This is a genomic window from Bradyrhizobium tropiciagri (genome assembly GCF_001189845.1).
GTDB lineage: Bacteria > Pseudomonadota > Alphaproteobacteria > Rhizobiales > Xanthobacteraceae > Bradyrhizobium > Bradyrhizobium tropiciagri.
The window spans coordinates 74,971-98,490 of the sequence record NZ_LFLZ01000023.1 but is presented as its reverse complement, the minus strand read 5'-3'; the positions used below and the strand labels follow the sequence as shown (position 1 = coordinate 98,490).

The window sequence follows — 23,520 nt, the reverse complement described above, 5'->3', positions numbered from 1 at the left end:
GCAAATGAGCCATCGGGGCTCTAGGAATCAACTGTTCCCGCCAGTATGGTGCGCGGCATTTCGCGATGCCGCATGCTGTTGATTGCGTCTGCCCATCGTTGCCACCAAGGTGAGAATATGTCCGACCACGTCGTCCCGCACTTCCATAACGATGCCGGCGTCTCGGTGATCGAGATCGGATCGCAGGAGTTCATGTGCGTGGGCGCCAATCCGCCGTTCGATCATCCGCACGTGTTCCTCGACCTTGGCAACGACAGCGAGATCATCTGCCCATACTGCTCGACGCTCTATCGCTTCGCGCCCGACCTTGCTGCCGGCGAAGCGCGGCCGCCGGAATGCGTACTGAAAGACAAGGTCGCCTGACCGCTCCGTGGCGCTGACGCGAACCGTCATCGTAGCTGGCGCCGGGATCGGAGGACTGACGGCGTCGTTGACCTTGGCGGCACAGGGCTTTCGCGTCGTGATGCTGGAAAAGGCCGAGCGGCTCGAGGAAGCCGGCGCCGGCATCCAGCTCTCCCCCAATGCCAGCCGTATCCTGGTCGAGCTCGGGCTCAAGGAGCCGCTGGCGCGGCGCGCGGTCACGCCTGAATCCGTCAACATCCTGAGCGCGCGGGCCGGCGGCGAGATCGCACGGATGCCGCTCGGCCGGGCGGCCGAGTTCCGCGCCGGTGCTCCCTATTGGGTGATCCACCGCGCCGATCTGCAGGCCGCATTGCAGGCCGCCGTCAACGACCATCCCGATATCGATCTGCGGCTCGGCTGCCAGTTCGAGGACGTGACCAAGCACGCCAAGGGCCTGACGGTGGTGCAGCGCCGCGGCAATTCACGGCAGGAGGAATTGGCCGTTGCGCTGATCGGCGCCGACGGCATCTGGTCGTCGGTCCGCGGACATTTGTTTCCGGATGTGCAGCCGCAATTCTCCGGCCTGATCGCCTGGCGCGGCACGCTGGACGCAACCGCCCTGCCGCGTGAATACACCGCGCCGCGCGTGCAGCTCTGGATGGGGCCCGACGCGCATCTCGTGGCCTATCCGATCTCGGCCGGACGCCAGATCAACGTGGTCGCGATCGTGTCGGGCACCTGGAATCGGCCGGGCTGGAGCGCGCCCGGCGACAGCAACGAGATCAAGGGCGCGTTCGCCACGGCGCGCTGGCCCGCCACGGCGCGGATGCTGATCGGCGCGGTCGACGGCTGGCGCAAATGGGCACTGTTCACCCTGCCCGATATCGGCCGCTGGAGCGAAGGCGCCGTCGCACTGATCGGCGACGCCGCGCATGCGATGTTGCCGTTTGCCGCACAGGGCGCCGGCATGGCGATCGAGGATGCGGCCGTGCTCGCCAAGGCCTTGGCCGACTGCACCGGCGAAAACACCGCAGGCATTCCCGCCGCATTGAAGCGCTACGCACGGATGCGGCGCGGACGTGTGCTGAAGGTGCAGCGCATGGCGCGGCAGCAGGGCCGCATCTATCATCTGGGCGGACCGTTGGCGATCGCGCGCGATCTCGCGATCCGCGCCATCGGTCCGGAGCGCATGCTGGCGCGACAGGACTGGATCTACGACTGGCGCGCCTGAGACGAGCACGCCTGAACAGCAACAGTTTCTTCTGAAAACGTCGACTTAGTGAACGAGGCCGCGTGGGGCGCGCGGCCCATTCGCGGCCGGTGTGGGTGCTGCGGGTACGGCGGCAGCGGGGCTGTCCGGCGGGCTCTCGTGGCACTTGTTGGCTCGCCACGCCTGATCCGCGAGCCGCTGCTGGGAGTGGATCGAGATCAATTCGTTGCGATACACCATCTCGGAGACCACGGTACCGCCGACGCCGGTTTCCGCCTTGGCCATCAGCCTTTCCTGTTCCGTCGCGCGGGAGGCGAGGCCCTTGCGCTCGGTCTCGAGCTGCTTGCAGTCATACAGGTCGTATTTGGCGGGATCGGCGAATGCCGACGGCACGCTATCGCCGATCTGCGCGCAGCCGGAAACGCCGGCGGCCGAGCCGAGCAGCGCAACGAGAACTGCCGCGCGCAACAGATTCGGGCGGCGTGAGAGACGAGCAGACATTCGGCTTTCTTAATCGGACAGTGTTGAGATTGCCTAAAGCAGCCGCCGGTGTCCGGATTGAGGCTCAATCGCGGCGGCGCGCTGCTTATCCCAATGCGCGGCCACTGAGGCAAATGGAATTGCAGGCCACACGTTAAGCCTTTGAAAGCGCACCTGTTAGCAGTGGATAATGACAATTCCACTTCGCCACCAAACGCGCTAGAAATCGGCGCGCCCTGGAGCATGATCCGGAAAAGTGGAAACCGGTTTTCCGAAAAGATCATGCTCATACAAAGAGATGAGATCGTGATGCGTTTCCGTGGAAACGCATCACGATCTGGCAATGCGGACGTGGCGGAACTGGTAGACGCAAGGGACTTAAAATCCCTCGACGGCAACGTCATGTGGGTTCGAGTCCCACCGCCCGCACCAACCATCTGACCCGCCGCCTGCCGGCAGGCCGATGATCGTTGCGGGCACGCGCCGCGCGCCGTGTTCTGCGTGACGGCTTCTATTGGGCCTCTATTTCTTGGCCTTCGCTTTTTTGGCCTTCGCTTTTTTAGCATTGGCCTTCTTTGTCTTCTTGGCTTTTGCCTTTGCCGGCTTCTTGGCCTTGGCCTTCTTCGCCGATTTCTTGACCGATTTCTTCGCAGATTTCTTGGCCGACTTCTTGACTGACGCCTTGGCAGTTCGCTTGGCGGCGGCGACTTTCTCGGCTGCCTTCTTGGGGGCCTTCTTGACGACCTTCTTCTTTGCAGTCCCGCCAGCTGAGCTGACCTGTTGCGCCGCGCCCCCGCCGCCACCACCGCCTGCGCGTGTCGGGCGCGGCGGCACCGGCTCCTCCATCCAGAAGTCCAGCTCCTGCTCCTTGCCGCCGCCGGGCTTCCAGCCGTCGAGCGAATAGATCTGATCCGCATTGCCGCCGCTGCCGAGATAGCCGCGCCAGGAATAATGGTCGTAGACGCCGTTGATGTGCAGCGCATAGGCCTGCGCGAGCTTCTTGTTGCCGCGAATGATCACGAGATTTTCGTCATTCTTCTCCGAGGCGGCGACGGAGAAATTGTGCGATCCGGTGATGACAGCGCAATTGTCCGAGAACGGGTCGATCACGATGGTCTTGGAGTGCACGATCGCGATCATCCCGGCGTTGCGAATCTGCGAGACGCTGAACTCGACATCGGCCCATGACGGTTCGTTCGTGGCGTTGACGCCATGCGGCAACTGGACGTCGTCATGGAAGGATTGCGCCGGTACGCCTGATTTCACGACCTGGCCGCCGACCGAGACGATGTTGCCGTTCTTGCTGGCCATCATCGTCGACACCACGCCGCGGACGTAGACGTCGTTCTGCTGCGCGCGGTCGAGCAGCGCGCTCAGCAGCGGCGATTGACCCGGCATGAACATCAGGAAGAGCGCGCCGTCCTTGGCGTTCTTGATCAGGTCCAGCACCGGCTTGAACTCCGCCTCGCCGTTGCTCGCGGCGAAATAGACCGAGATGTCGCTGTCGCTGGTCGGAATGGAATTCGACGCCTTCAGGGCGGGTGGCATGGCATTGCCGGCGGCGACCAGCTTGCCCCACTGGTCGAGGAAGCGCTTGGCGATCGCCGCATTCTCGATGATCAGCACATTGTTGAGCTGCGTGCACAGCCCGGTGGTGGTCCAGTTCGTGCTGCCGGTCAGCACGCGGATGGCGTTGCCATGCGCGTCGCTCTCGACCACGAACTTGTTGTGGACGCTGGGCGAGGACCTGCCCGCATTCGACAGATCGCGATGCTTGACCGTCAAGCCGGCGCTACTGAGTTCACCCGCGATGTTCGGTTTGGTCGCGCTGCCGTTGCCAAGCAGGACGTTGCCGCGGCTTCCGAACGGCTTCAGCGCGCCGACCAGCTCCTCGTCATTCATCTCGTAGATGGCGGCATGCACCTGGCTGCCGCGCAGGTCGGCATCGTGCAGAAAGGCCAGGATCTCGTGCAGGGCGTCGCCGGAAAGGTAGCGCCGCGCCTGGTTGGCCGGATCGGATAGGCCCTTGACGAAATTGCGCAGCGCGTCGTCGGACGTATCGCCATGCACGAAGCGGCTGACGATCTGGGACATCAGGGTGCCCCGGTTGAAATAGGCCGACAGGCCGCCGCCCGCATCGCCCGAAGCGACCACCGGCGCCGTCCATGCCGTCACCGAGGCGGGATCGGGCGTGAACGTCCCGTTCGCGCCGTTCTTCATCGCGGTGACGCGATAAGAGACGTTGTCGGTGTCGACGACGCTGTGATCGGTCCAGATGCAGCGCCGGAACGGCGATTGGGTCGAGGAGATGCCGGCGTCGGCCACCGGCTTCTCGCCGGGCTTCGGCGGGATGCGGTTGGACAGCACGGTGGTCTGCTGCGTGATGTTGTTGCGCCGCTCGAGCTGGAACCCGACCCAGTCGCTCGGCCAGGTGTCCGGCTGCCAGGCGATCAGGACATCATCGGCATTCGCATAGGCCTTGACATTGATGGTCATGATAATTTCCCCGAGGTTGGGTGAATCCACAGGTGCGAAACAATGCACGCCGTCCACGCACGGCTGGAGCGTGCGTCTTCGGACGGCGCCGATCCGACCTGTAGGACAATACCTCGGTAACCCAAGGTAGATTGTGAAATAGACGACAACTTTCCGCGCAAATCGGCGCGGCGCGACCGGCATCAAGCCATGTGCGAACGCCCGTTGGCATGCCAGGCGCTCACGGCCTGCTCGCATCACCTCATCGTGTCCTCCGGCTGTGGCGAGGTTCACACGCCGCGGTCGCCGACTGTGGTATTGCCAAGGCGTTGGAAAATTCCGGCCGCGCATTTCGCGGCTCTCGCATTCCGAGATACATTTTCTTTGGAGCTAGGCGATGACGATTGCGGATCGCAGTCGGATTGCCGGTCGCAATCAGATTGTTGGCAACACTGCGCCCGATCCTGGCGCTTCCATCCTCGAGCACGGCGACGACGCGGCCCATTGCAGCAACGGGCTCAATGCGCAGAGATTCCGCGATGCGCCGCCCGGCGAGCGCGCGATCTACCAACGATGGATCCGCGGCGCGATCGTGTCGTGCGTCGTGCTGGCACTTGCCGCCGGCGTGGCGGTCTGGATCAACGGCGGCAACGCCGGACAGACGCAGCTCACGAGCCTGTCGAGTTCGGGCAGCGCGAAGTCAGGCCACACGCCTTAGCGGCCGCCGGTTCGGTCCGATCAGCGCTTCAGGTCGCCATGCCCCAAGCGGCGCATGCTCCGCCGCGACAGCTATACCCGACGCGCAGCGGTGAAAACGAAAATGGCCGGGGACGAGCCCCGGCCATTCCGCTCTGCGTCAAGCCGCAAGCTTACTCGGACTTGTCGATATTCCAGAAGATCGGGGTCGCCGGACCATCGAGCACGCCGGTCAACGACTTCCGCCAGGCGCTCGGACCTTGATACTGGCCGAGGGGAATGTAGATGACCTGTTCGTAGGCTTCCTTCTGGATATCGGCCGCGATCTTCTTCTGCTCGTCGAGCGACGGCGCGCGAACGAAGGCGTCCTTCAACTGCTCGATCTTCGGATCGTCGGCCCAGCCGAACCATCCGCCGTTCTTGCCCTGGCCGCCGATCGAAAGGTTGGCGATCGGGTTGGAGACGTCGGCACTGACCCAGTTGGTGAAGAACATGTTCCAGCCGCCGTCCTTCGGCGCCTTCTGGCTGGCGCGGCGGGTCACCACGGTCTGCCAGTCGGTCGCCTGCAGGTCGACCTTGAAACCGGCATCGCGCAGCTGCTGGGCGACGACGACCGGCTGTGCCTTGAGGGTGGTGACGTCGCCGGGCGCCATGATGACGACCGGAGTGCCGTCGTAACCGGACTCGGCGAGCGCCTTCTTGGCCGCCGCCATGTCGCCTCCCTTCGCCAACGTCTCGCCGCCGATCTCGGACGCGAACGGCGTGTCGCAGATGAAGAAGGAGACGCAGGTCTTGTAATATTTGGGATTGCCGACCAGCGCGTCGAGCACCTGCTTCTGGTTGACCGCCAGCAGCGCCGCCTGGCGAACCTTGATGTTGTCGAAAGGCGGGTAGAGGAAGTTCATGCGGCCCAGCGTCTGGAAGCCGAACTTGTTCAGCGTCTCGACCTTCAGGTCCTTGTCAGCCTCGAGGATCGACAACGTGTCGAACGACGGGTTCTCCACGAAATCGATATCGCCGGACTGCAGCGCGTTCATCGCGGTCTGCGCGTCGGCCATCGTGACCCACTCGACGCGGTCGACCTTCACGACCTTGCCGCCCGCGGTCCAGCTCGCCGGCTCCTTGCGCGGCACATAGTCCTTGTTCTTGACGTAGACCGCCTTCACGCCCGGCTGGAATTCCGCCTGGACGAATTTGAACGGGCCCGAACCGATCTGTTCCGGAATCGGCTTGTCCGGCGGCGTTTCGGCCAGCCGCTTCGGCATCATGAAGGCGACACGCGACGACGGCTTGCCGATCGAATCCAGCACCAGGCCGTAGGGCTCCTTCAGCTTCAGCGTGATCGTCTTCGCATCGGTGGCTTCGAGGCTCGCCGTGAAGTCCATCAGCTTCTGGCCCATGCCGTCGACCTTGGCCCAGCGCTTCAGCGACGCAACGCAATCCTCGGCGGTCACCGGCGTGCCGTCATGCCACTTCAGGCCATCGCGCAGCGTGAACGTGTAGGTGAGCTTGTCGTCGGACACCTTCCAGTCCGCCATCTGCGGCTGGATCTTGAAGTTGGAATCGGTCGCCACCAGCGTGTCGTAGACCATGTAGCCATGGTCGCGCGTGATGTAGGCGGTGGTCAGGATCGGATCGATGACGCGCAGATCCGAGTGCATCACCGCGGTGATGGTCTTGTCCGCGGCCATGGCGTGTTGGGTCAACGATAGTTCCTGCGGCGCGAACGACAACGCGATCGCCGACAACGCCGCCGCTAGCGTGCGGCGCTTCCAACGCGGGATAGGGTACATGCAATCTCTCCTGACGTGTAACTGGTCAAAGCCGGCTTATTCATTATGCATGCGGTTCGTTATTTAGGCGAACTAACATGCTGTATGGCTTGCGAAATCGAGACTTGCACCAAGCGCAAAGCGCGTCAATCGGTTTCGGGCGGGATCGGACGTACACAAACGAATGAGGCCGCGCGCGCGATTTTGGCTTTACAAAATCGTCGACTGAGATTTTCGTGAGCACCGCGCGATGCCGGCGCCGTCAGAACAACAAGTGAGAAAAACGATGAACCCAGCCAATCTCCCCTTTGATTCCGAAGCGATGCTGCAGGGCCTGCGCAGCTGGGTGGAATGCGAAAGCCCGACCTGGGATGCGCGCGCGGTCGAGCGTATGCTCGATCTCGCCGCGCGCGAGATGGCGATCATGGGTGCGACGATCGAACGCATCGCGGGGCGCCAGGGCTTCGCGGGCTGCGTCCGCGCCCGTTTTCCTCATCCGAAACAGGGCCAACCCGGCATCCTGATCGCCGGCCACCTCGACACCGTGCACCCGGTCGGCACCATCGAGAAGCTGCAATGGCGGCGCGACGGCAACAAGTGCTTCGGGCCCGGCATCTTCGACATGAAGGGCGGCAATTATCTGTCGATCGAGGCGATCCGCCAGCTCGCCCGCGCCTCCTTCACGACGCCGCTGCCGATCACGGTGCTGTTCACGCCCGACGAAGAGGTCGGCACGCCGTCGACGCGCGACATCATCGAGGCGGAGGCCGCGCGCAACAAATACGTGCTGGTGCCGGAGCCCGGCCGGCCGAACAACGGCGTCGTCACCGGCCGCTACGCGATCGCGCGCTTCAACCTGGAAGCAACCGGCAAGCCGAGCCATGCCGGCGCGACGCTGTCGTCCGGCCGTTCCGCGATCCGGGAAATGGCCCGGCAGATCATTGCCATCGACGGCATGACCAGCGAGGACTGCACCTTCTCGGTCGGCATCGTGCATGGCGGCCAATGGGTCAATTGCGTCGCAACGACCTGCACCGGCGAAGCGCTCAGCATGGCCAAGCGGCAGGCCGATCTCGACCGCGGCGTCGAGCGCATGCTGGCGCTGTCCGGAACCGCCAACGACGTCACCTTCAAGGTGACACGCGGCGTCACCCGCCCGGTATGGGAGCCGGATGCCGGCACCATGGCCCTCTATGAAAAGGCGAAGGGCCTCGCGGCGGCGATGGGTCTCGATCTGCCGCACGGCAGCGCCGGCGGCGGATCGGACGGCAACTTCACCGGCGCGATGGGGATCCCTACCCTCGACGGCCTCGGAGTTCGCGGCGCCGATGCGCACACGCTCAACGAACACATTGAAGTCGATAGCCTCGCCGAGCGCGGCCGCCTGATGGCGGCGCTGCTGGCGACGCTCGACTGACGTCGATTGCACTGCACAACACGTTGGCACTGCCGGATCGAAATTTAGCCTTGTCCAATTTTAAGGCTTCGCCTACGGTCCGGCCGTCCAACGCGACGATGCGGGAGAGATCGAAGCGACAACATTCGTGTTGTTGGCTTCGGCGCCGACGGAGCAACCGCCCCGGAAACTCTCAGGCAAAAGGACTGTATCGTCAGGACGATCTGGAGAGAGACGGACACGACCGCTCATCGAGGGCCGTGACGTCCACCGAAGGGGATAGTTCGCATCCGGGCGCAGGCCCGATGCGGATCAAGCTCTCAGGTACCGTGACAGATGGGGCGCTGAAGCAGCCGGTTTCACCGGCGGTTCGGCGACTCTAACCCACGGGAGCCTGACGACCATCATGCCACATATTGCGATCATCGGCGCCGGCATCACCGGCGTGACGACGGCCTATGCCCTGCTCGAACGCGGCTACAGCGTGACTGTCCTCGACAGGCATCGCTACGCCGCGATGGAAACCTCGTTCGCCAACGGCGGACAGCTTTCCGCCAGCAATGCGGAGGTGTGGAACAGCGCCGCGACCATTCTGAAGGGACTGCGCTGGATGCTCAGAAGCGATGCGCCGCTTTTGATGAATCCGAAGCCGAGCTGGCACAAATATTCCTGGATCGGCGAGTTCGTCGGCGGCATCACCCGCTATCGCGCCAACACCATCGAGACCACAAAACTCGCAATCGAAGCGCGCAAGCATCTGTTCTCGATCGCGCAGCGCGAGAACATCGCCTTCGATCTCGAGCGCCGCGGCATCCTGCACGTCTATCACGACAAGGCCGGCTTCGAGGCCGGCCTGCGCGTCAACACGCTGCTGCAACAAGGCGGGCTCGACCGCCGGCCGGTGACCGCGGACGAAATCCGCAGCATCGAACCCGCGCTGCAGACGGCCTGCTACGGCGGCTTCTTCACGCCGTCGGATGCGACCGGCGATATCCACAAGTTCACGCGCGGCCTCGCCGAGGCCTGCATCCGTCGCGGCGCGGCTTTCATCCATGAAGCCGACGTCGACACGATCGCGCGTAGCGATGACGGTTTCCGCATCGGCTGGAATGACGTCGCTTCGCATGACGCCGGACTCGCGCCACGACACGAGCTGCAGGCCGACGGCATCGTCATCTGCGCCGGCGTCGCGAGCCGCCACTCGCAGGCCTGCTCAACGACCGCGTCAACGTCTATCCGGTGAAGGGCTATTCGATCACGGTGCAGCTCGATGCGCCGCAAAGCCGGGACGCTGCGCCGACCGTCAGCCTGCTCGATGAAGCCGCGAAGATCGTGACCAGCCGGCTCGGCGCCGACCGCTTCCGCGTCGCCGGCACCGCCGAGTTCAACGGCTTCAATCGCGATATCAGGGCCGACCGCATCCAGCCGCTGGTGGATTGGGTGCGGCATCATTTCCCCGGGATCGATACGTCGAAAGTCCTGCCGTGGGCGGGCCTGCGCCCGATGATGCCGAACATGATGCCGGTGGTTCGCGCCGGGCGAATTCCGGGCGTGTTCTACAACACCGGCCACGGACATCTCGGCTGGACGCTGTCGGCCGCGACCGCGCAGATGGTCGCAGGAGCGATCGACGACTGGCGCGACCTCGACACGCCGTCGATGGCGCCGGCGCTCGGTGCCGGGCTCGACGATGTATCCGCTCATTCTCGCAAAGCTGAAATCAATCCACCTTCCGGTGGACTGCTTCGAACGTCATCGGAGGAATGATCACGCCAACAGGACCGACTAGCTGCACCGCAAAAACCGCAGCACCGATGGCATGGGACTTGCTGAAGTTCTCCAGTGTGTCCTCTACCATCTGTGCTACGGTCCGGTGTGCAACGGTCCCGCTGGGGACTTCATCGACCACAACCCAACGGATCCAATTTGCTCGGATATCTGCTTCGCCGCATCCTCGCCGCCATTCCCGTGATGGGCGTGGTTGCTCTGTTCGTGTTCCTGTTGCTGCGGCTGACGCCGGGCGACCCGGCCGCCATTCTCGCCGGTGACAACGCGACGCCCGAACAGCTCGATCGCATCCGCACCTCGCTCGGTCTCAACGAGCCGATCTACATCCAGTTCTACACCTGGGTCGCCAAGCTGCTGCACGGCGACCTCGGCGTCTCCCTGATCTCGAACAAGCCGATCCTCGAGATGATCGGCCCGCGCCTCGAGCCGTCGATTGCGGTTGCGCTCGCCACCATCACCCTCTCGATCCTGGTCGCGGTGCCGCTCGGCGTGATCGCGGCGTGGAAGCACGGCACCTGGATCGACCGCTTCGTGATGGGGCTGTCGGTGCTCGGCTTCTCGGTGCCGGTGTTCGTGATCGGCTATGTGCTGATCCAGTTCTTTGCGATCGACCTGCGCTGGGTGCCGGTGCAAGGCTACAAGAGCATCATGTCGGCCTGCGCGAAAGCGCCGCCGAATTCGCTCAGCACGCTGCAGGCCGCCGCCTGCGTGAGGGACAGCTTCGGTCCGTTCTTCGAACGCCTCATCCTGCCGACCTGCACCCTCTCCTTCATCTATGTCGCGCTGATCGCACGCATGACGCGGGCCTCGATGCTCGATGTGCTGGGTGAGGATTACGTGCGCACCGCGCGCGCCAAGGGCATCGGCGAGACCGGCGTGCTGCTGCGCCATGCGCTGCGCAACGCGGCGGTGCCCGTCATCACCGTGATCGGTTCCGGCTTCGCGCTGCTGATCTCGGGCGTCGTCGTCACCGAGAGCGTGTTCAACCTGCCCGGCATCGGCCGCCTCACCGTCGATGCGGTGCTGGCGCGCGACTATCCGGTGATCCAGGCCATGATCCTTCTGACGTCGGGCATCTATGTCGGCGTCAATCTGTTGATCGACGTTGCCTACACCCTGCTCGATCCTCGTATCCGGTACTGAGCGATGGCGATCGATACCCTCCCTGAATCCTCTCTCCCCGTCACCCGGCCGTTCCGCGTCAAATTCGGCTTCCTGACGTCAACGCCGATCATCGCGGTTGCGACGGTCTGCCTCGTCCTCATCATCCTGATGGCGATCTTCGCGCCGCTCCTTGCGCCCCATGATCCACTCTTGCTGACGCCGGCGCAGCGGCTGAAGCCGTCGAGCGCGCAATATTTGCTCGGCACCGATGCCTATGGACGCGACCTGCTGTCGCGCATCATCTACGGCGCGCGGATCTCGCTGGTGATCGGGCTCGGCGCCGCCGTCTGCTCGATCGGCGTCGGGCTCCTGATCGGCCTCGTCGCCGGCTTCTTCCGCTGGGTCGATGCGGTGATGATGCGCGTGATGGACGGCCTGATGGCGATCCCCGCCATCCTGCTCGCGATCGCCGTGGTGTCGCTGTCCGGCGCCAGCATCTGGACCGTGATGATCGCGATCACCATCCCCGAGATTCCGCGCGTGGCACGCCTGGTGCGCTCGGTGGTGCTGACCGCGCGCGAGGAACCCTATGTCGAGGCCGCAATCTCGCTCGGCTCGAGCCTGCCGAAGATCATGTGGCGGCATCTGATGCCGAACACGATCGCGCCGCTGATCGTGCAAGGCACCTACGTTTGCGCATCCGCGATCCTGACCGAGGCCATCCTGTCGTTCCTCGGCGCCGGCATCTCGCCGGAAACGCCGACCTGGGGCAACATCATGGCCGAGGGCCGCGCCTATTTCCAGGTCAAGCCGTCGCTGATCTTCTGGCCGGGGCTGCTGCTCTCGATCGCCATCCTCAGCGTCAATCTGATCGGCGACGCCGCCCGCGACGCGCTCGATCCCCGCATGAAGCAGCGTGAGGGCAAGTGACCACAACGAACTCTTCCAACGTCGTCCTCGACATCAACAATCTCGTCGTCGGCCTCGGCCGCAAGGCGGACGCGCATCGCATCATCGACGACCTGTCGCTGCAAGTGCACGAAGGCGAGACGCTGTGCCTGGTCGGCGAAAGCGGCTCCGGCAAGTCGGTGACCTCGCTCACCGTGATGGGCCTGCAGCAGAAGGGCACGCTGGTGCCGTCGGGCGGCAGCGTCAAGCTGGTCGGCGAGGAACTACTCACCGCGACCGACCGGCGGCTGCGCCAATTGCGCGCGACCCGGATGGCGATGATCTTCCAGGAACCGATGACCGCGCTCAATCCGGTGGTGCCGGTCGGCCGCCAGATCGACGAGGTGCTGCGCGCCCATACCGATCTCGACTCGCGTGCGCGGCGTCAGAAGATCCTGGCGATGATGGAGCATGTGCGGCTGCCGGACGTGGAGCGCATCTTCTCCTCCTACCCTCACCGCCTCTCCGGCGGCCAGCGCCAGCGCATCATGATCGCGATGGCGCTGGTGCTGGAACCGAAGCTTCTGATCGCGGACGAGCCGACCACGGCGCTCGACGTCACCACCCAGAAGCAGATCCTGACGCTGATCCGAGACCTGCAACGCGATCACGGCACGGCTGTTCTGTTCATCACCCACGATATGGGCGTGGTGGCCGAGATCGCCGACCGCGTCGCGGTGATGCGGCACGGAAGGCTGGTCGAAGCCGGCCCGCTGCAGGACGTGCTGCGCACGCCGAAGATGGACTACACCCGCAACTTGCTATCCTCCGTGCCGAGCCTGGTGCCACGCGCGCCGCGGCCGGAAACATCAGAGCCGGTGGTGCTGGAAGCCAACGAGCTCAGCAAGATCTACCGGGAGCGGTCGCTGTACGGCAAAGCCCGCGAGGTCGCCGCCGCCAGCAACGTCACCCTCACCTTGCGCAAGGGCCGCACGCTCGGCATCGTCGGCGAAAGCGGCTCCGGCAAATCGACGGTGGCGCGCTGCATTGTCCGCCTGATCGATCCGACTTCGGGCGGCGTGCGCCTCGCCGGCCGCGAGATCTCCGACCTGTCGCGGCGGCTGTTGCAGCCGCATCGCCAGAAGATCCAGATCATCTTCCAGGACCCCTACCGCTCGCTCAATCCGCGTGTCACCGTCGGCGAGAGCATCGCGGAGGGTCCGATCAATTACGGCATGCCGCGCAAGGACGCGCTGGCGCGGGCCCGCGAGCTGCTCGAGCTCGTCCACTTGCCGCCCGATGCGATCTCGCGCTATCCGCACCAGTTCTCCGGCGGCCAACGCCAGCGCATCGCGATCGCGCGCGCGCTGGCGCTCGATCCCGACGTGCTGGTGGCTGATGAAGCCGTATCCGCGCTCGACGTCTCGGTGCAGGCGCAGGTTCTGGATCTGCTCGACGAGATCCAGCGGCGGCTCGGCATCGCGCTGTTGTTCATCACGCATGATTTGCGCGTCGCCGCACAAATCTGCGACGATGTCGCTGTGATGCAGCGTGGACGGGTCGTGGAACAGGGGCCGGCCGCCGAGGTACTGACCAATCCGCAACAGGCCTATACCCGCGCGCTGCTCGATGCGGCACCCGGGCGCGGTTGGGACTTCGCCAACTTCCGCCCGGTTTCGGAAGGCATTGTGGCAACGGCCTAGTCTTTAGCCTTAGCCTGAACTGTGGGCCTTTCAATACGCCCATAGGGCATGCAATTCCGGCAGTGCTCGCCGACTTGCGCTTGGCGCGACGACACGCTTAACGTCGCGCGCTAGAGCGCGATCCGGAAGAGGCGAACCGGCTTTCGAACGGTCATGCTCAACTGAAATGATGGGATGATGCGATTGCTTCCAAATCGCCTCATCATCGAAGAAACCTGTCGAGATCTTGATGACCCGCATTGCCGTTGGCGGCTTCCTGCACGAGACCAACACCTTCGCACCGACGAAGGCAACCTATGACGACTTCGTGCATGGCGGCGGCTGGCCGTCGATGACGCATGGCGCCGACGTGCTCAAGGTCATGCGCAAGATCAATGTCGGCCTCGCCGGATTCGTCGAAACCGCGGAAGCCGATGGCTGGGAGCTGGTGCCGACGATCTTCGCCGCGGCGAGCCCGTCGGCGCATGTCAGCAAGGACGCGTTCGAGCGAATTGTCACGGAAATGGTCGACGGCATTGTCGCGGCCGGGCCGATCGACGCGGTCTATCTCGACCTGCACGGTGCCATGGTCACCGAGCATCATGACGACGGTGAAGGCGAAACCCTCGCCCGTGTGCGCAAGGCCATCGGCAATGATCTGCCGCTGGTGGTGAGCCTCGATCTGCACGCGAACGTCTCGCCCAAGATGGTCGAACATGCCGATGCGCTGATCGCCTACCGCACCTACCCGCATGTCGACATGGCCGACACCGGCCGCGCCTGCGCGCGGCATCTGGCGCTGATGCTCAAGTCCGGACAGCGCTTTGCCAAGGCATTCCGGCAATTACCATTCCTGATCCCGATCAGCTGGCAGTGCACCAACGACCAGCCGACCAAAGGCATCTATCAAAAGCTCGCCGCCCTTGAGAGCGACACGGTGCCGACGCTGTCGTTTGCGCCGGGCTTCCCGGCGGCTGACTTCAGGGACTGCGGGCCAAGCGTGTTCGCCTATGGCCGGACGCAGGCCGATGCGGATGCGGCCGCCGACAAGGTCGTGGCCCTCGTCGAGAGCCATGAGGACGATTTCGACGGCCGGATCTATTCGCCGGACGAAGGCGTGCAGCTGGCGATGGAACTGGCGAAGTCGGCAAGCAAGCCGATCATCATCGCCGACACCCAGGACAATCCCGGCGCCGGCGGCGATTCCGACACCACGGGCATGCTGCGCGCGCTGGTGCGCAACCGAGCGAGCGCCGCGACCGGCGTGATCTATGACCCGCAATCGGCCAAGGCTGCACATACGGCCGGCGTCGGCGCGTCAGTCACGCTCGAGCTCGGCGGCAAGTCCGGCATTCCCGGCGACGCGCCCTACCGGGAGACTTTCGTCGTCGAGAAACTGTCGGACGGCAAGTTCGTGGCGCCCGGCCCCTATTTCGGCGGCCGCGACATGGATATGGGCCCTTCGGCCTGCCTCCGGGTCGGCGACGTCCGCGTCGTCGTCGGCTCCTACAAGGCCCAGCTTGCCGACCAGTCGATGTACCGCTATGTCGGCATCGAGCCGACCGCGCAGAAGATCCTGGTCAACAAGAGCTCGGTGCATTTCCGCGCCGATTTCGAACCGATCGCCGAGAAACTGCTGATCTGCGCCGCGCCCGGCGCAATGCCGGCCGACACCGCCACGCTGCCGTGGAAACATTTGCGGCCCGGCATTCGTATCAAGCCTAACGGCCCCACGTTCACACCCACCTCCCCATCACGCACAGACGGATAGACAGCCATGCCGACCATTGAGCGCATCGACAGTTTTGCCGACGAACTCACCGCCATCAGACGGGATCTGCATGCGCATCCCGAGATCGGCTTCGAGGAGGTCCGCACCTCAGGCATCGTCGCCGAGAAGCTGACGAGCTGGGGCATCGAGGTGCATCGCGGCCTCGGCGGCACCGGCGTGGTCGGCGTGCTCAAGGGCAAGGGCAACGGCACCAAGAAAATCGGCCTGCGCGCCGACATGGACGCGCTGCCGATGGAAGAGAACACCAATCTGAAGTGGCGTTCGACCATCCCCGGCCGCTTCCACGGCTGCGGCCACGACGGTCACACCACGATGCTGCTCGGCTCGGCGCGCTATCTCGCCGAAACCCGCAATTTCGACGGCACCGTGCATTTCATCTTCCAGCCGGCCGAGGAAGGCCTCGGCGGCGCCCGCGCCATGATCAAGGACGGCCTGTTCAAGCAGTTCCCCTGCGACGAGGTCTATGGCCTGCACAACGCGCCCGACCTCAACCATGGCGAGATCGCGATCCTGCCGGGCCCGGCGATGGCCGCGGCCGACTTCTTCGACATCAGGATCCAGGGCTATGGCGCCCATGGCGCGATGCCGGAACGTTCCAAGGACGCGGTGGTGATCGCAATGACGCTCGGACAGGCGCTGCAGTCGATCGTCAGCCGCAACGTCGATCCGCTGGAGGCAGCGGTGCTGTCGATCACCCAGATCCATTCCGGTTCGGCCTACAACGTCATTCCCGGGGATGCCTGGATGTGCGGTACGGTGCGCTGCTTCTCCGAGGAGATCCGCGCGCTGATCCGCAAGCGCATGCGCGAGATCTGCGCCGGCTTTGCGGCAGCATATGACGCCGAAATCTCGGTTGAGATCCGCGACGGCTTCAGCGTGCTGGTCAATCAGGAAGAGCAGTCCCGCGTGGTCGAGGAAGTCGCGCGCACTGTGGTCGATTCGGCCAAGGTAATCACCCGCTCGACGCCCAAGATGGGCAGCGAGGATTTCGCAGACATGATGCAGGCCGTTCCCGGTGCGTATTTCTGGGTCGGTCATGACGGTTCAGTGCCCGTGCACAATCCCGGTTACGTTCTCGACGACAAGATCCTGCCGATCGGCGCCAGCATGTTCGCCCGCATCATCGAGAAACGCATGCCGGCAGGTGCGCATGCATAAGCCGAAAGGGGACGCCATCACGTCGCTGCACGATCTCTCGGCCGTCGACCTGCTCGCCGGCTATCGTGCCAAGCAGTTCTCGCCGTCCGAAGTGCTCGAGGAAATCATCTCCCAGGTCGCGACCTGGGAGCCGCACATCAAGGCACTGTACCTGTACGACCCCGACGGGGCGCGGAAGGTCGCCAAGGCCTCGACCGAGCGTTGGCAGCAAGCCGAGCCGGCCGGCACGCTCGACGGCGTGCCCGCGACCATCAAGGATAACGTCGCGACCAAGGGACAGCCGGTGCCGCTGGGCACGATGAGCGTCAAGCTCGCGCCAGCGGAGAAGGATGCCCCGCCTGCCGCGCGGCTGCGCGAAGCCGGCTGCGTGATCTTCTCGAAGACCACGATGCCGGATTACGGCATGCTGTCGTCGGGGCTGTCATCGTTCCACCCGCTCACCCGCAATCCCTGGGACGTCAGCAAGAACCCGGGCGGCTCGAGTTCCGGCGCGGGCGCGGCCGGTGCCGCCGGGTACGGCCCGCTGCATCTCGGCACCGATATCGGCGGCTCGGTGCGGCTGCCGGCCTCCTGGTGCGGCCTCGTCGCGCTGAAGCCGAGCCTTGGCCGCGTCCCGATCGACCCGCCCTATGTCGGCCGCGTCGCGGGGCCGATGACCCGCACCGTCGACGACGCCGCGCTGATGATGAGCGTGCTGTCGCGCCCCGATCGCCGCGATGGCATGAGCCTGCCGGCGCTGGAGGTGAACTGGAAGGCGCTGGAGAAGTCGCCGCGCAAGCTGCGCATCGGGCTGATGCTCGATGCCGGATCCGGACAGAAGGTCGAGAAGGACGTTCGCGAAATCGCCGTCAAGGCGGCGAAGGCATTCGAGTCCGCCGGCGCTGTGATCACCGAGATCGACGGCATCCTGACGCCCGAGATGCTCGAAGGGCTCGACAATTTCTGGCGTGCGCGGACCTGGGACGAGCTGTCGAAATTGTCTGAGGCCGATCGCGGCAAGACCCTGCCCTATATCCTCAACTGGGCCGAGGCCGGCGCGAAGCTTTCCGGTGTTGACGTGGTGCGCGGCTTCAATCAGACGATGGCGATCCGCGCAGCCGCTGCAAAACTGTTCTGCGAGGTCGACTATGTGATCTCGCCGGTGTCGCCGGTGGTGAACTTCCCGGCGGAGTTCGCAGCACCGCTCAACGACCCGGCGAAGCCGTTCGAGCACATCTGCTTTACCGTGCCGTGGAATATGTCGGAGAATCCCGCGCTGTCGATCAACGGCGGCTACGACAAGAAGGGCTTTCCGATCGGCGTCCAGATCATCGGCCGCCGCTTCGACGACATCGGCGTGCTCGGCATGGGCAAGGCATTCGAAGGCCTGCGCGGCCCGCAGAAGCCGTGGCCGACGCCGCCGAAGAAGTAGCGCCTCAACGCAAGTCGGATGCGCGGAGCCAAGCCTGCGCATCCGACTTCTTCACAACGGATGATTGCCGGGTTAACTGAATGGAGACGCGCGCCAGCGCCGTTCATTCAAGAAAACCGAGAGGAAATCATCCCCATGGCGTATGAGACGATCAAGTACGAGGTCGCCGAGCAGATCCTGACCATCACGCTGAACCGGCCCGACAAGCTCAACGCCTTCAACGCCACGATGCAGCAGGAGCTGATCGACGCGTTCGACAAGGCCGACAAGGACGACGACGTCAGGGCGATCATCGTGACCGGCGAAGGCCGCGGCTTCTGCGCCGGCGCCGATCTCTCCTCCGGCGCCAACACCTTCGACCGCGACGCGCGGCGCGGCCCGGTCAAGCGCAATGCCGACGGCAGCGTCGACTACGGCGATCCGCAGGTGCGCGATGGCGGCGGCCAGGTGACGCTGCGCATCTTCAAATGCCTGAAGCCTGTCATCGCCGCGGTGAACGGCCCGGCGGTCGGCATCGGCGTCACCATGCAGCTTGCGATGGATATCCGTATCGCCTCGGAAGCGGCGCGCTTCGGCTTCGTGTTCTCCCAGCGCGGCATCGTGCCGGAGGCCGCCTCGAGCTGGTTCCTGCCGCGCATCGTCGGCATCTCGCAGGCGTTGGAATGGTGCTACTCCGGCCGCGTCTTCCCGGCGCAGGAAGCCCTCGCCGGCCGGCTCGTCAGCAAGGTGGTGCCGCCGGACGAGCTGCTGCCGACCGCGCGTGCGCTGGCCAAGGAGTTCGCGGCCAAGACCGCGCCGGTATCTGTTGCGCTGATCCGCCAGATGATGTGGCGCATGATGGGCGCCGACGATCCGATGGAGGCGCACAAGGTCGACAGCCGCGGCATCTATGCCCGCGGCCGCTCCGAGGACGTCAAGGAAGGCGTGGTGTCGTTCCTGGAGAAGCGCCCGGCGCAGTTCAAGAACAAGGTCTCGTCCGACATGCCCGACTATTTCCCGTGGTGGCAAGAGCGCGACTATAAGTGAGCGAACGGCGTCAAGCGGCGTCCACACCTGACGGCGTCGTCCTGCTGCACGGCATCAGCAGGACGGCGCGCTCGTTTCGCAGGATGGGGCTGGCACTTGATGATGCCGGCTTTGCCACGCTCAATCTCGACTACGACAGCCGGCGCAAGCCCCTCGACGCGCTGGCCGAGGACATCCACCCCTCGCTCGATCGCTTCGCGCAAGGCCTCGACGGCGCCGTGCATTTGGTCTGCCATTCGATGGGCGGGCTTTTGGCTCGCGTCTATCTGGCGCGACATCGCCCGGCGCGGCTCGGCCGCGTCGTGATGCTGGGCACGCCGAACGGCGGCAGCGAGATCGCCGATCGGCTGAAGAACCTCGCTCCCTATCGTGCCTATTTCGGCCCGGCCGGCCAGCAGCTCGTTACCCGCCGCGATGCCGCGACCAGCGGGCTGCTGCCCACAATCGATTATGAAGCCGGCATCATCGCCGGCAACCGCTCGGTCTATCCGATCACCTCGATGGCCCTGCCGCGGCCGCATGACGGAAGGGTGTCGGTCGCCAACACCAGGCTCGACGGCATGGCCGATCACATCGTGATCCGAACCTCGCATCCCTGGCTGGTGCGAAACCGGGAAGTAATCGCGCAGACGATCGCGTTTCTGCGGGATGGAAGATTCAGCACACCATAGCCGTCATTGCGAGAAGCGAAGCGACGACGCAATCCATACCGCCCCCGCGGTGGATATGGATTGCTTCGCTGCGCTCGCAATGACGATCTTCCAACAACGAGCTATCGGGTCATCAACGCCACGCGGCCGATCGCCTTGCGTTCGATCAACAGCCGCATCGCCTTCGCGTAATCCTCCAGCGGCAGCCGGTGCGAAATGTTCGGCCGCACCCGGCCGGCCTCGGCCCATTCGCTCAGCGCCTTGAACCTGACCTCGCCGAGTGCGGGGTCCTTGCGCACCGCCTCGCCGGCGCGCACGCCGAGCACGCTCGCGCCTTTGATCATCAGCAGGTTGGTGCGGGCGAGCCCAATGCCACCGGTGAAGCCGACGACGAGAATCCGCGCGCCCCAGTTGATGCAGCGCATCGAGTTCTCGAACACTTCTCCACCAACCGGATCGAATACGACATCGGCGCCGCGTCCGTCGGTGAGGCGCTTGACGGCATCGCGGAACGGCTCGCGCGCATAGAGCACGAGATGGTCCGCGCCGCGTTCTTTCGCAATCGCAAGCTTCTCCTCACTCGAGGCCGCTGCGATCACGGTGGCGCCGAGCAGCTTGCCGATCTCGACCGCGGCAAGCCCGACGCCGCCGCCGGCACCATGCACCAGCAGCGCCTCACCCGGCTTGATCTGCCCGCGGTCGATCAGCGCGTGATACGCCGTGCCGTGCGCGGCAAGGAAGGTCGCGCCTTCCGCATAGTCGAAGGTCGACGGCACCGGCACGAGCTGCGCCGGCACGGCGACCGTCTCGTCGCAATAGGCGCCGAAGCGCATCTTGACGATCACCTTGTCGCCGACCGCGACACCGGCAGCGTCGTTGACCTCGACGACATCGCCGGCGGCTTCCGAGCCCGGCGTAAACGGCAGCGGCGGCTTGAGCTGGTACTCGCCGGCGGCCATCAGGATGTCGGGGAAATTGATCCCGGCGGCACGGATCGCAACGCGCACCTGCCCGGGCTGCAAAGGCGCCGAGGCAAAGTTCTCGAGCTGAAGACGCTCGGGCGGGCCGAGCTCGCGGCAGACGACGGCTTTCGGCATCAGGCGGCCCGCGCCTTGAGACGGGCCAGCGCCTCGCGGATCAGCGGCAGACGGTCGTTGCCGAAATACATGTCGGTCTTGTCGAGATAGATCGTCGGCGAGCCGAAGCCGCCGCGCGCCATCACCTCCTCGGTGTTGGCCTTGAGCTGATCCTTGATCGCCTGGTCACCGATCCCGGCGAGGAATTGTGCCGGATCGATCCCGATCTTGGTGCTGATCTCGGTCAGCACCGCATCCTGCGAGATATCCTTGTCGTCACCCCAATAGGCCTCGAACACGGCGCGGACGAACGGCACCATCTTCTCGTTGCCGAGCCAGATGCAGCCGCGCATCGCCTTGACGCTGTTCACCGGGAACACGGTCGGCGGCATCTTGATCGCAAGGCCGGCCGAGCGCGCCCAGTCGGCAAGATCCTTCTTCATGTAGCGCGCCTTCAACGGCACCGGCGTCTCGCGCTGCGCGTAAACCGACGGATTGACGGTGTTGAAGATGCCGCCGACCAGGATCGGCCGCCAGGTGATCTCGGCGCCGAACTCCTTCGCCAGCGGCTGGATGTTGTGCCAGGCGAGGTAAGTCCACGGGCTGGAACAGTCGAAGAAGAATTCGATCATGGCGTTTCCCTTTGTCTTTTCCTCATTCATTCTCGTCATTCCAGGATACGCCGCAAGGCGCAGAGTTCGCGACTGTGTCGCGCCGCGGAATAACGGACATTATTTTTTGTCGACCAGCTCCTTCGCACGCTGGCCGAACATGTTCTTGCGTGATTCCTCGTCGAACGGCTCCTTGACGAATTTTCCGATCGCAAGGCCCGCCTGCACCTGCGGGCGAGCGCGCACGGTCGCGTACCAGCGCTTGATGTTCGGATAGTCGTCGAGGGTGAAGCCCTGCGCCTTGTGGGTCATGGTCCAGGGGAAGCAGGCGATGTCGGCAATCGAATAGTCGCCGCCTGCGATATAAGCGCCGGTCTTGCCGAGCTGGCGGTCGAGCACGCCATAGAGCCGCGCCGTCTCGTCGCGGTAGCGCTCGATCGCATAAGGAATCTTCTCGGCGGCATAGAGCGCGAAATGACCGTGCTGGCCGAGCATCGGTCCGAGGCCGCCCACCTGCCACATCACCCATTGGATGGCGGTCGACCGCGCACGCAACTCCTGCGACAGAAAGCGGCCGGCCTTGTCGGCGAGATAGATCAGGATCGCGCCAGTCTCGAACACCGAGAACGGCCCGCCGCCGTCGGCGGGCGCATGGTCGACGATCGCGGGGATCCGGTTGTTCGGGCTGATCGCCAGGAATTCAGGCCTAAACTGCTCGCCGGCGCGGATGTTCACCGGGATCAGCGTGTACGGCAGCCCCAGTTCCTCCAGCATGATCGAGATCTTCCAGCCGTTCGGCGTCGGCGCGTAGTGCAGGTCGATCATCGGCGTCTATTCCCCATCACAAAGACTTTTGTTGTTCTGTACGTCCACTCTAGGACATGGCACACAGGCGCTCAATCAGAACCCATCGGGAGGCACCCATGCTGTTTCCAACCACGATCGCAGGCTCGCTGCCGAAGCCGGAATGGCTCGCAGAACCGAACATGCTGTGGGCACCCTGGAAGTCCGAAGGCGCAGAACTCGCCCGCGCCAAGCGCGACGCTACCGTGCTTGCGGTCAAGCTGCAGGAGGATGCCGGCGTCGACATCCTCACCGAGGGCGAGCAGGCGCGCCAGCACTTCGTGCACGGTTTCCTGGAGCGGATCGAGGGCATCGACTTCGCCCACAAGGTCGAGATGGGCATCCGCAAGGATCGCTACAAAGCGATGGTGCCGCAGGTGGTCGCGCCGCTTCAGCTCAAGGGCCGTGTCCACGAGGGTGAGGCACGTGCGGCGCGCGCCCACACCAAGAACAAACTGAAGTTCACCCTGCCCGGCCCGATGACGATCATCGATACCATCGCTGACCAATATTATGGCGACCGCGTCAAGATGGCATTCGCTTTCGCGGAGCTGTTGAACCAGGAAGCCAAGGCGTTGCAGGCCGACGGCGTCGACATGATCCAGTTCGACGAGCCGGCCTTCAACGTCTACATGGACCAGGTGCGCGACTGGGGCATCAAGGCGCTGGAGCGCGCCGCCGAGGGCCTGACCTGCGCCACCGCCGTACACATCTGCTACGGCTACGGCATCAAGGCCAACACCGACTGGAAAGAGACGCTCGGCGGCGAGTGGCGGCAATATGAAGAGACCTTCCCTGTCATCGACAAGAGCACGATCCAGCAGGTCGCGATCGAATGCCGCAATTCGAAGGTGCCGATCGAACTGCTCGCCGCGCTCCCCGGCAAGATTGTGCAGGCCGGCGTGATCGACGTCGCCAGCGACGAGGTCGAGACTGCAGAGGATGTCGTCAAGGTGATCGAGGCGGTCGCAAAGCACGTGCCGAAGGGCAACATCATCGCGACCACCAATTGCGGCATGGCGCCGATGCGGCGCGATATCGCCGAAGCCAAGCTGATCGCGCTCGGCGCGGGTGCGAAACTGGCACGGCAGCGGCTGGCGTAACGACAGCCCCGGCGGGC

At 64.6% G+C, this 23,520-nt stretch carries 19 protein-coding genes, 1 tRNA gene, 1 pseudogene and 2 riboswitches; of the genes and pseudogenes, 15 read left to right on the top strand and 6 right to left on the bottom strand.

Going from position 1 to position 23,520, the window contains the following annotated elements:
* Positions 1–117 precede the first annotated feature (117 nt).
* Positions 118–363 carry a zinc-finger domain-containing protein gene (locus tag AKN84_RS19790; RefSeq protein ID WP_029081532.1) on the top strand — a complete coding sequence of 82 codons (246 nt, stop codon included), beginning with the start codon at positions 118–120 and terminating at the stop codon, positions 361–363.
* A gap of 7 nt (positions 364–370) precedes the next feature.
* Entirely contained in the window at positions 371–1,573 is a 1,203-nt protein-coding gene (locus AKN84_RS19785; protein ID WP_050422325.1) for an FAD-dependent monooxygenase, read from the top strand.
* 45 nt (positions 1,574–1,618) lie between these two features.
* Here the strand turns inward: AKN84_RS19785 and AKN84_RS19780 are convergent, their stop codons facing one another.
* A complete protein-coding gene (locus AKN84_RS19780; RefSeq protein WP_050422324.1) occupies positions 1,619–2,053 on the bottom strand; it encodes a hypothetical protein in 435 nt (144 codons plus the stop codon).
* Positions 2,054–2,377: 324 nt separating this feature from the next.
* Here AKN84_RS19780 and AKN84_RS19775 point away from each other — a divergent pair.
* A tRNA-Leu gene (locus AKN84_RS19775) sits at positions 2,378–2,464 on the top strand.
* 90 nt (positions 2,465–2,554) lie between these two features.
* Here the strand turns inward: AKN84_RS19775 and AKN84_RS19770 are convergent.
* Positions 2,555–4,528, bottom strand: a complete 1,974-nt coding sequence (locus AKN84_RS19770) for a phospholipase D-like domain-containing protein (RefSeq protein ID WP_202814700.1) — start codon at positions 4,526–4,528, stop codon at positions 2,555–2,557.
* Positions 4,529–4,904: 376 nt separating this feature from the next.
* On the opposite strand from AKN84_RS19770, the gene AKN84_RS19765 reads away from it, so the two are divergent.
* On the top strand, positions 4,905–5,225 hold the full coding sequence (locus tag AKN84_RS19765; RefSeq protein ID WP_050422323.1) for a hypothetical protein: 321 nt from the start codon (positions 4,905–4,907) through the stop codon (positions 5,223–5,225).
* 151 nt (positions 5,226–5,376) lie between these two features.
* On the opposite strand, the gene AKN84_RS19760 is transcribed toward AKN84_RS19765, so the two are convergent.
* Entirely contained in the window at positions 5,377–6,996 is a 1,620-nt protein-coding gene (locus AKN84_RS19760) for an ABC transporter substrate-binding protein (protein WP_050422322.1), read from the bottom strand.
* A gap of 265 nt (positions 6,997–7,261) precedes the next feature.
* Here AKN84_RS19760 and AKN84_RS19755 point away from each other — a divergent pair, with 265 nt between their 5' ends.
* The 10 genes and pseudogenes from AKN84_RS19755 (at position 7,262) to AKN84_RS19710 (ending at position 19,891) form a co-directional block, all read left to right on the top strand.
* Entirely contained in the window at positions 7,262–8,392 is a 1,131-nt protein-coding gene (locus AKN84_RS19755) for a M20/M25/M40 family metallo-hydrolase (RefSeq protein ID WP_050422321.1), read from the top strand.
* 91 nt (positions 8,393–8,483) lie between these two features.
* Positions 8,484–8,590, top strand: a riboswitch (glycine riboswitch).
* A gap of 3 nt (positions 8,591–8,593) precedes the next feature.
* Positions 8,594–8,709, top strand: a riboswitch (glycine riboswitch).
* 68 nt (positions 8,710–8,777) lie between these two features.
* Positions 8,778–10,138 (top strand): annotated as a pseudogene (locus AKN84_RS19750) (D-amino acid dehydrogenase).
* A gap of 159 nt (positions 10,139–10,297) precedes the next feature.
* Entirely contained in the window at positions 10,298–11,302 is a 1,005-nt protein-coding gene (locus tag AKN84_RS19745) for an ABC transporter permease (protein ID WP_050422320.1), read from the top strand.
* Positions 11,303–11,305: 3 nt separating this feature from the next.
* Positions 11,306–12,193, top strand: coding sequence for an ABC transporter permease (locus tag AKN84_RS19740; RefSeq protein ID WP_050422319.1), 888 nt, complete (start codon positions 11,306–11,308; stop codon positions 12,191–12,193).
* Positions 12,190–13,854, top strand: a complete 1,665-nt coding sequence (locus AKN84_RS19735) for an ABC transporter ATP-binding protein (RefSeq protein WP_050422318.1) — start codon at positions 12,190–12,192, stop codon at positions 13,852–13,854. The genes AKN84_RS19740 and AKN84_RS19735 overlap by 4 nt, the downstream gene beginning before the upstream one ends.
* Positions 13,855–14,083: 229 nt before the next feature.
* Complete coding sequence (locus tag AKN84_RS19730) at positions 14,084–15,604, top strand: M81 family metallopeptidase (RefSeq protein WP_050422317.1); 1,521 nt, start codon at positions 14,084–14,086, stop codon at positions 15,602–15,604.
* 6 nt (positions 15,605–15,610) lie between these two features.
* Positions 15,611–16,783, top strand: a complete 1,173-nt coding sequence (locus tag AKN84_RS19725; RefSeq protein WP_050422316.1) for a M20 aminoacylase family protein — start codon at positions 15,611–15,613, stop codon at positions 16,781–16,783.
* Positions 16,776–18,194 (top strand): amidase, encoded by a 1,419-nt coding sequence (locus tag AKN84_RS19720; protein ID WP_050422315.1) that lies wholly within the window; start codon positions 16,776–16,778, stop codon positions 18,192–18,194. Before AKN84_RS19725 ends, AKN84_RS19720 begins: the two co-directional genes overlap by 8 nt.
* A 135-nt stretch (positions 18,195–18,329) precedes the next feature.
* Positions 18,330–19,220, top strand: a complete 891-nt coding sequence (locus AKN84_RS19715) for a crotonase/enoyl-CoA hydratase family protein (protein WP_050422314.1) — start codon at positions 18,330–18,332, stop codon at positions 19,218–19,220.
* A complete protein-coding gene (locus AKN84_RS19710) occupies positions 19,217–19,891 on the top strand; it encodes an alpha/beta hydrolase (RefSeq protein WP_050422313.1) in 675 nt (224 codons plus the stop codon). Before AKN84_RS19715 ends, AKN84_RS19710 begins: the two co-directional genes overlap by 4 nt.
* A gap of 101 nt (positions 19,892–19,992) precedes the next feature.
* On the opposite strand, the gene AKN84_RS19705 is transcribed toward AKN84_RS19710, so the two are convergent.
* The 3 genes from AKN84_RS19705 to AKN84_RS19695 all read right to left on the bottom strand — a co-directional run bounded on the left by AKN84_RS19705 (position 19,993) and on the right by AKN84_RS19695 (position 22,382).
* Positions 19,993–20,967: an NADPH:quinone oxidoreductase family protein gene (locus AKN84_RS19705; protein WP_050422312.1), complete on the bottom strand. Its 975-nt coding sequence runs from the start codon at positions 20,965–20,967 to the stop codon at positions 19,993–19,995.
* On the bottom strand, positions 20,967–21,578 hold the full coding sequence (locus tag AKN84_RS19700) for a 2-hydroxychromene-2-carboxylate isomerase (RefSeq protein WP_050422354.1): 612 nt from the start codon (positions 21,576–21,578) through the stop codon (positions 20,967–20,969). Before AKN84_RS19700 ends, AKN84_RS19705 begins: the two co-directional genes overlap by 1 nt.
* 99 nt (positions 21,579–21,677) lie before the next feature.
* The gene (locus tag AKN84_RS19695) at positions 21,678–22,382 is read right to left on the bottom strand and encodes a glutathione binding-like protein (protein WP_050422311.1); all 705 of its coding nucleotides are present in this window, start codon (positions 22,380–22,382) and stop codon (positions 21,678–21,680) included.
* Between the two features lie 98 nt (positions 22,383–22,480).
* On the opposite strand from AKN84_RS19695, the gene AKN84_RS19690 reads away from it, so the two are divergent.
* Positions 22,481–23,503, top strand: a complete 1,023-nt coding sequence (locus AKN84_RS19690) for a methionine synthase (protein WP_050422310.1) — start codon at positions 22,481–22,483, stop codon at positions 23,501–23,503.
* Positions 23,504–23,520 lie beyond the last annotated feature (17 nt).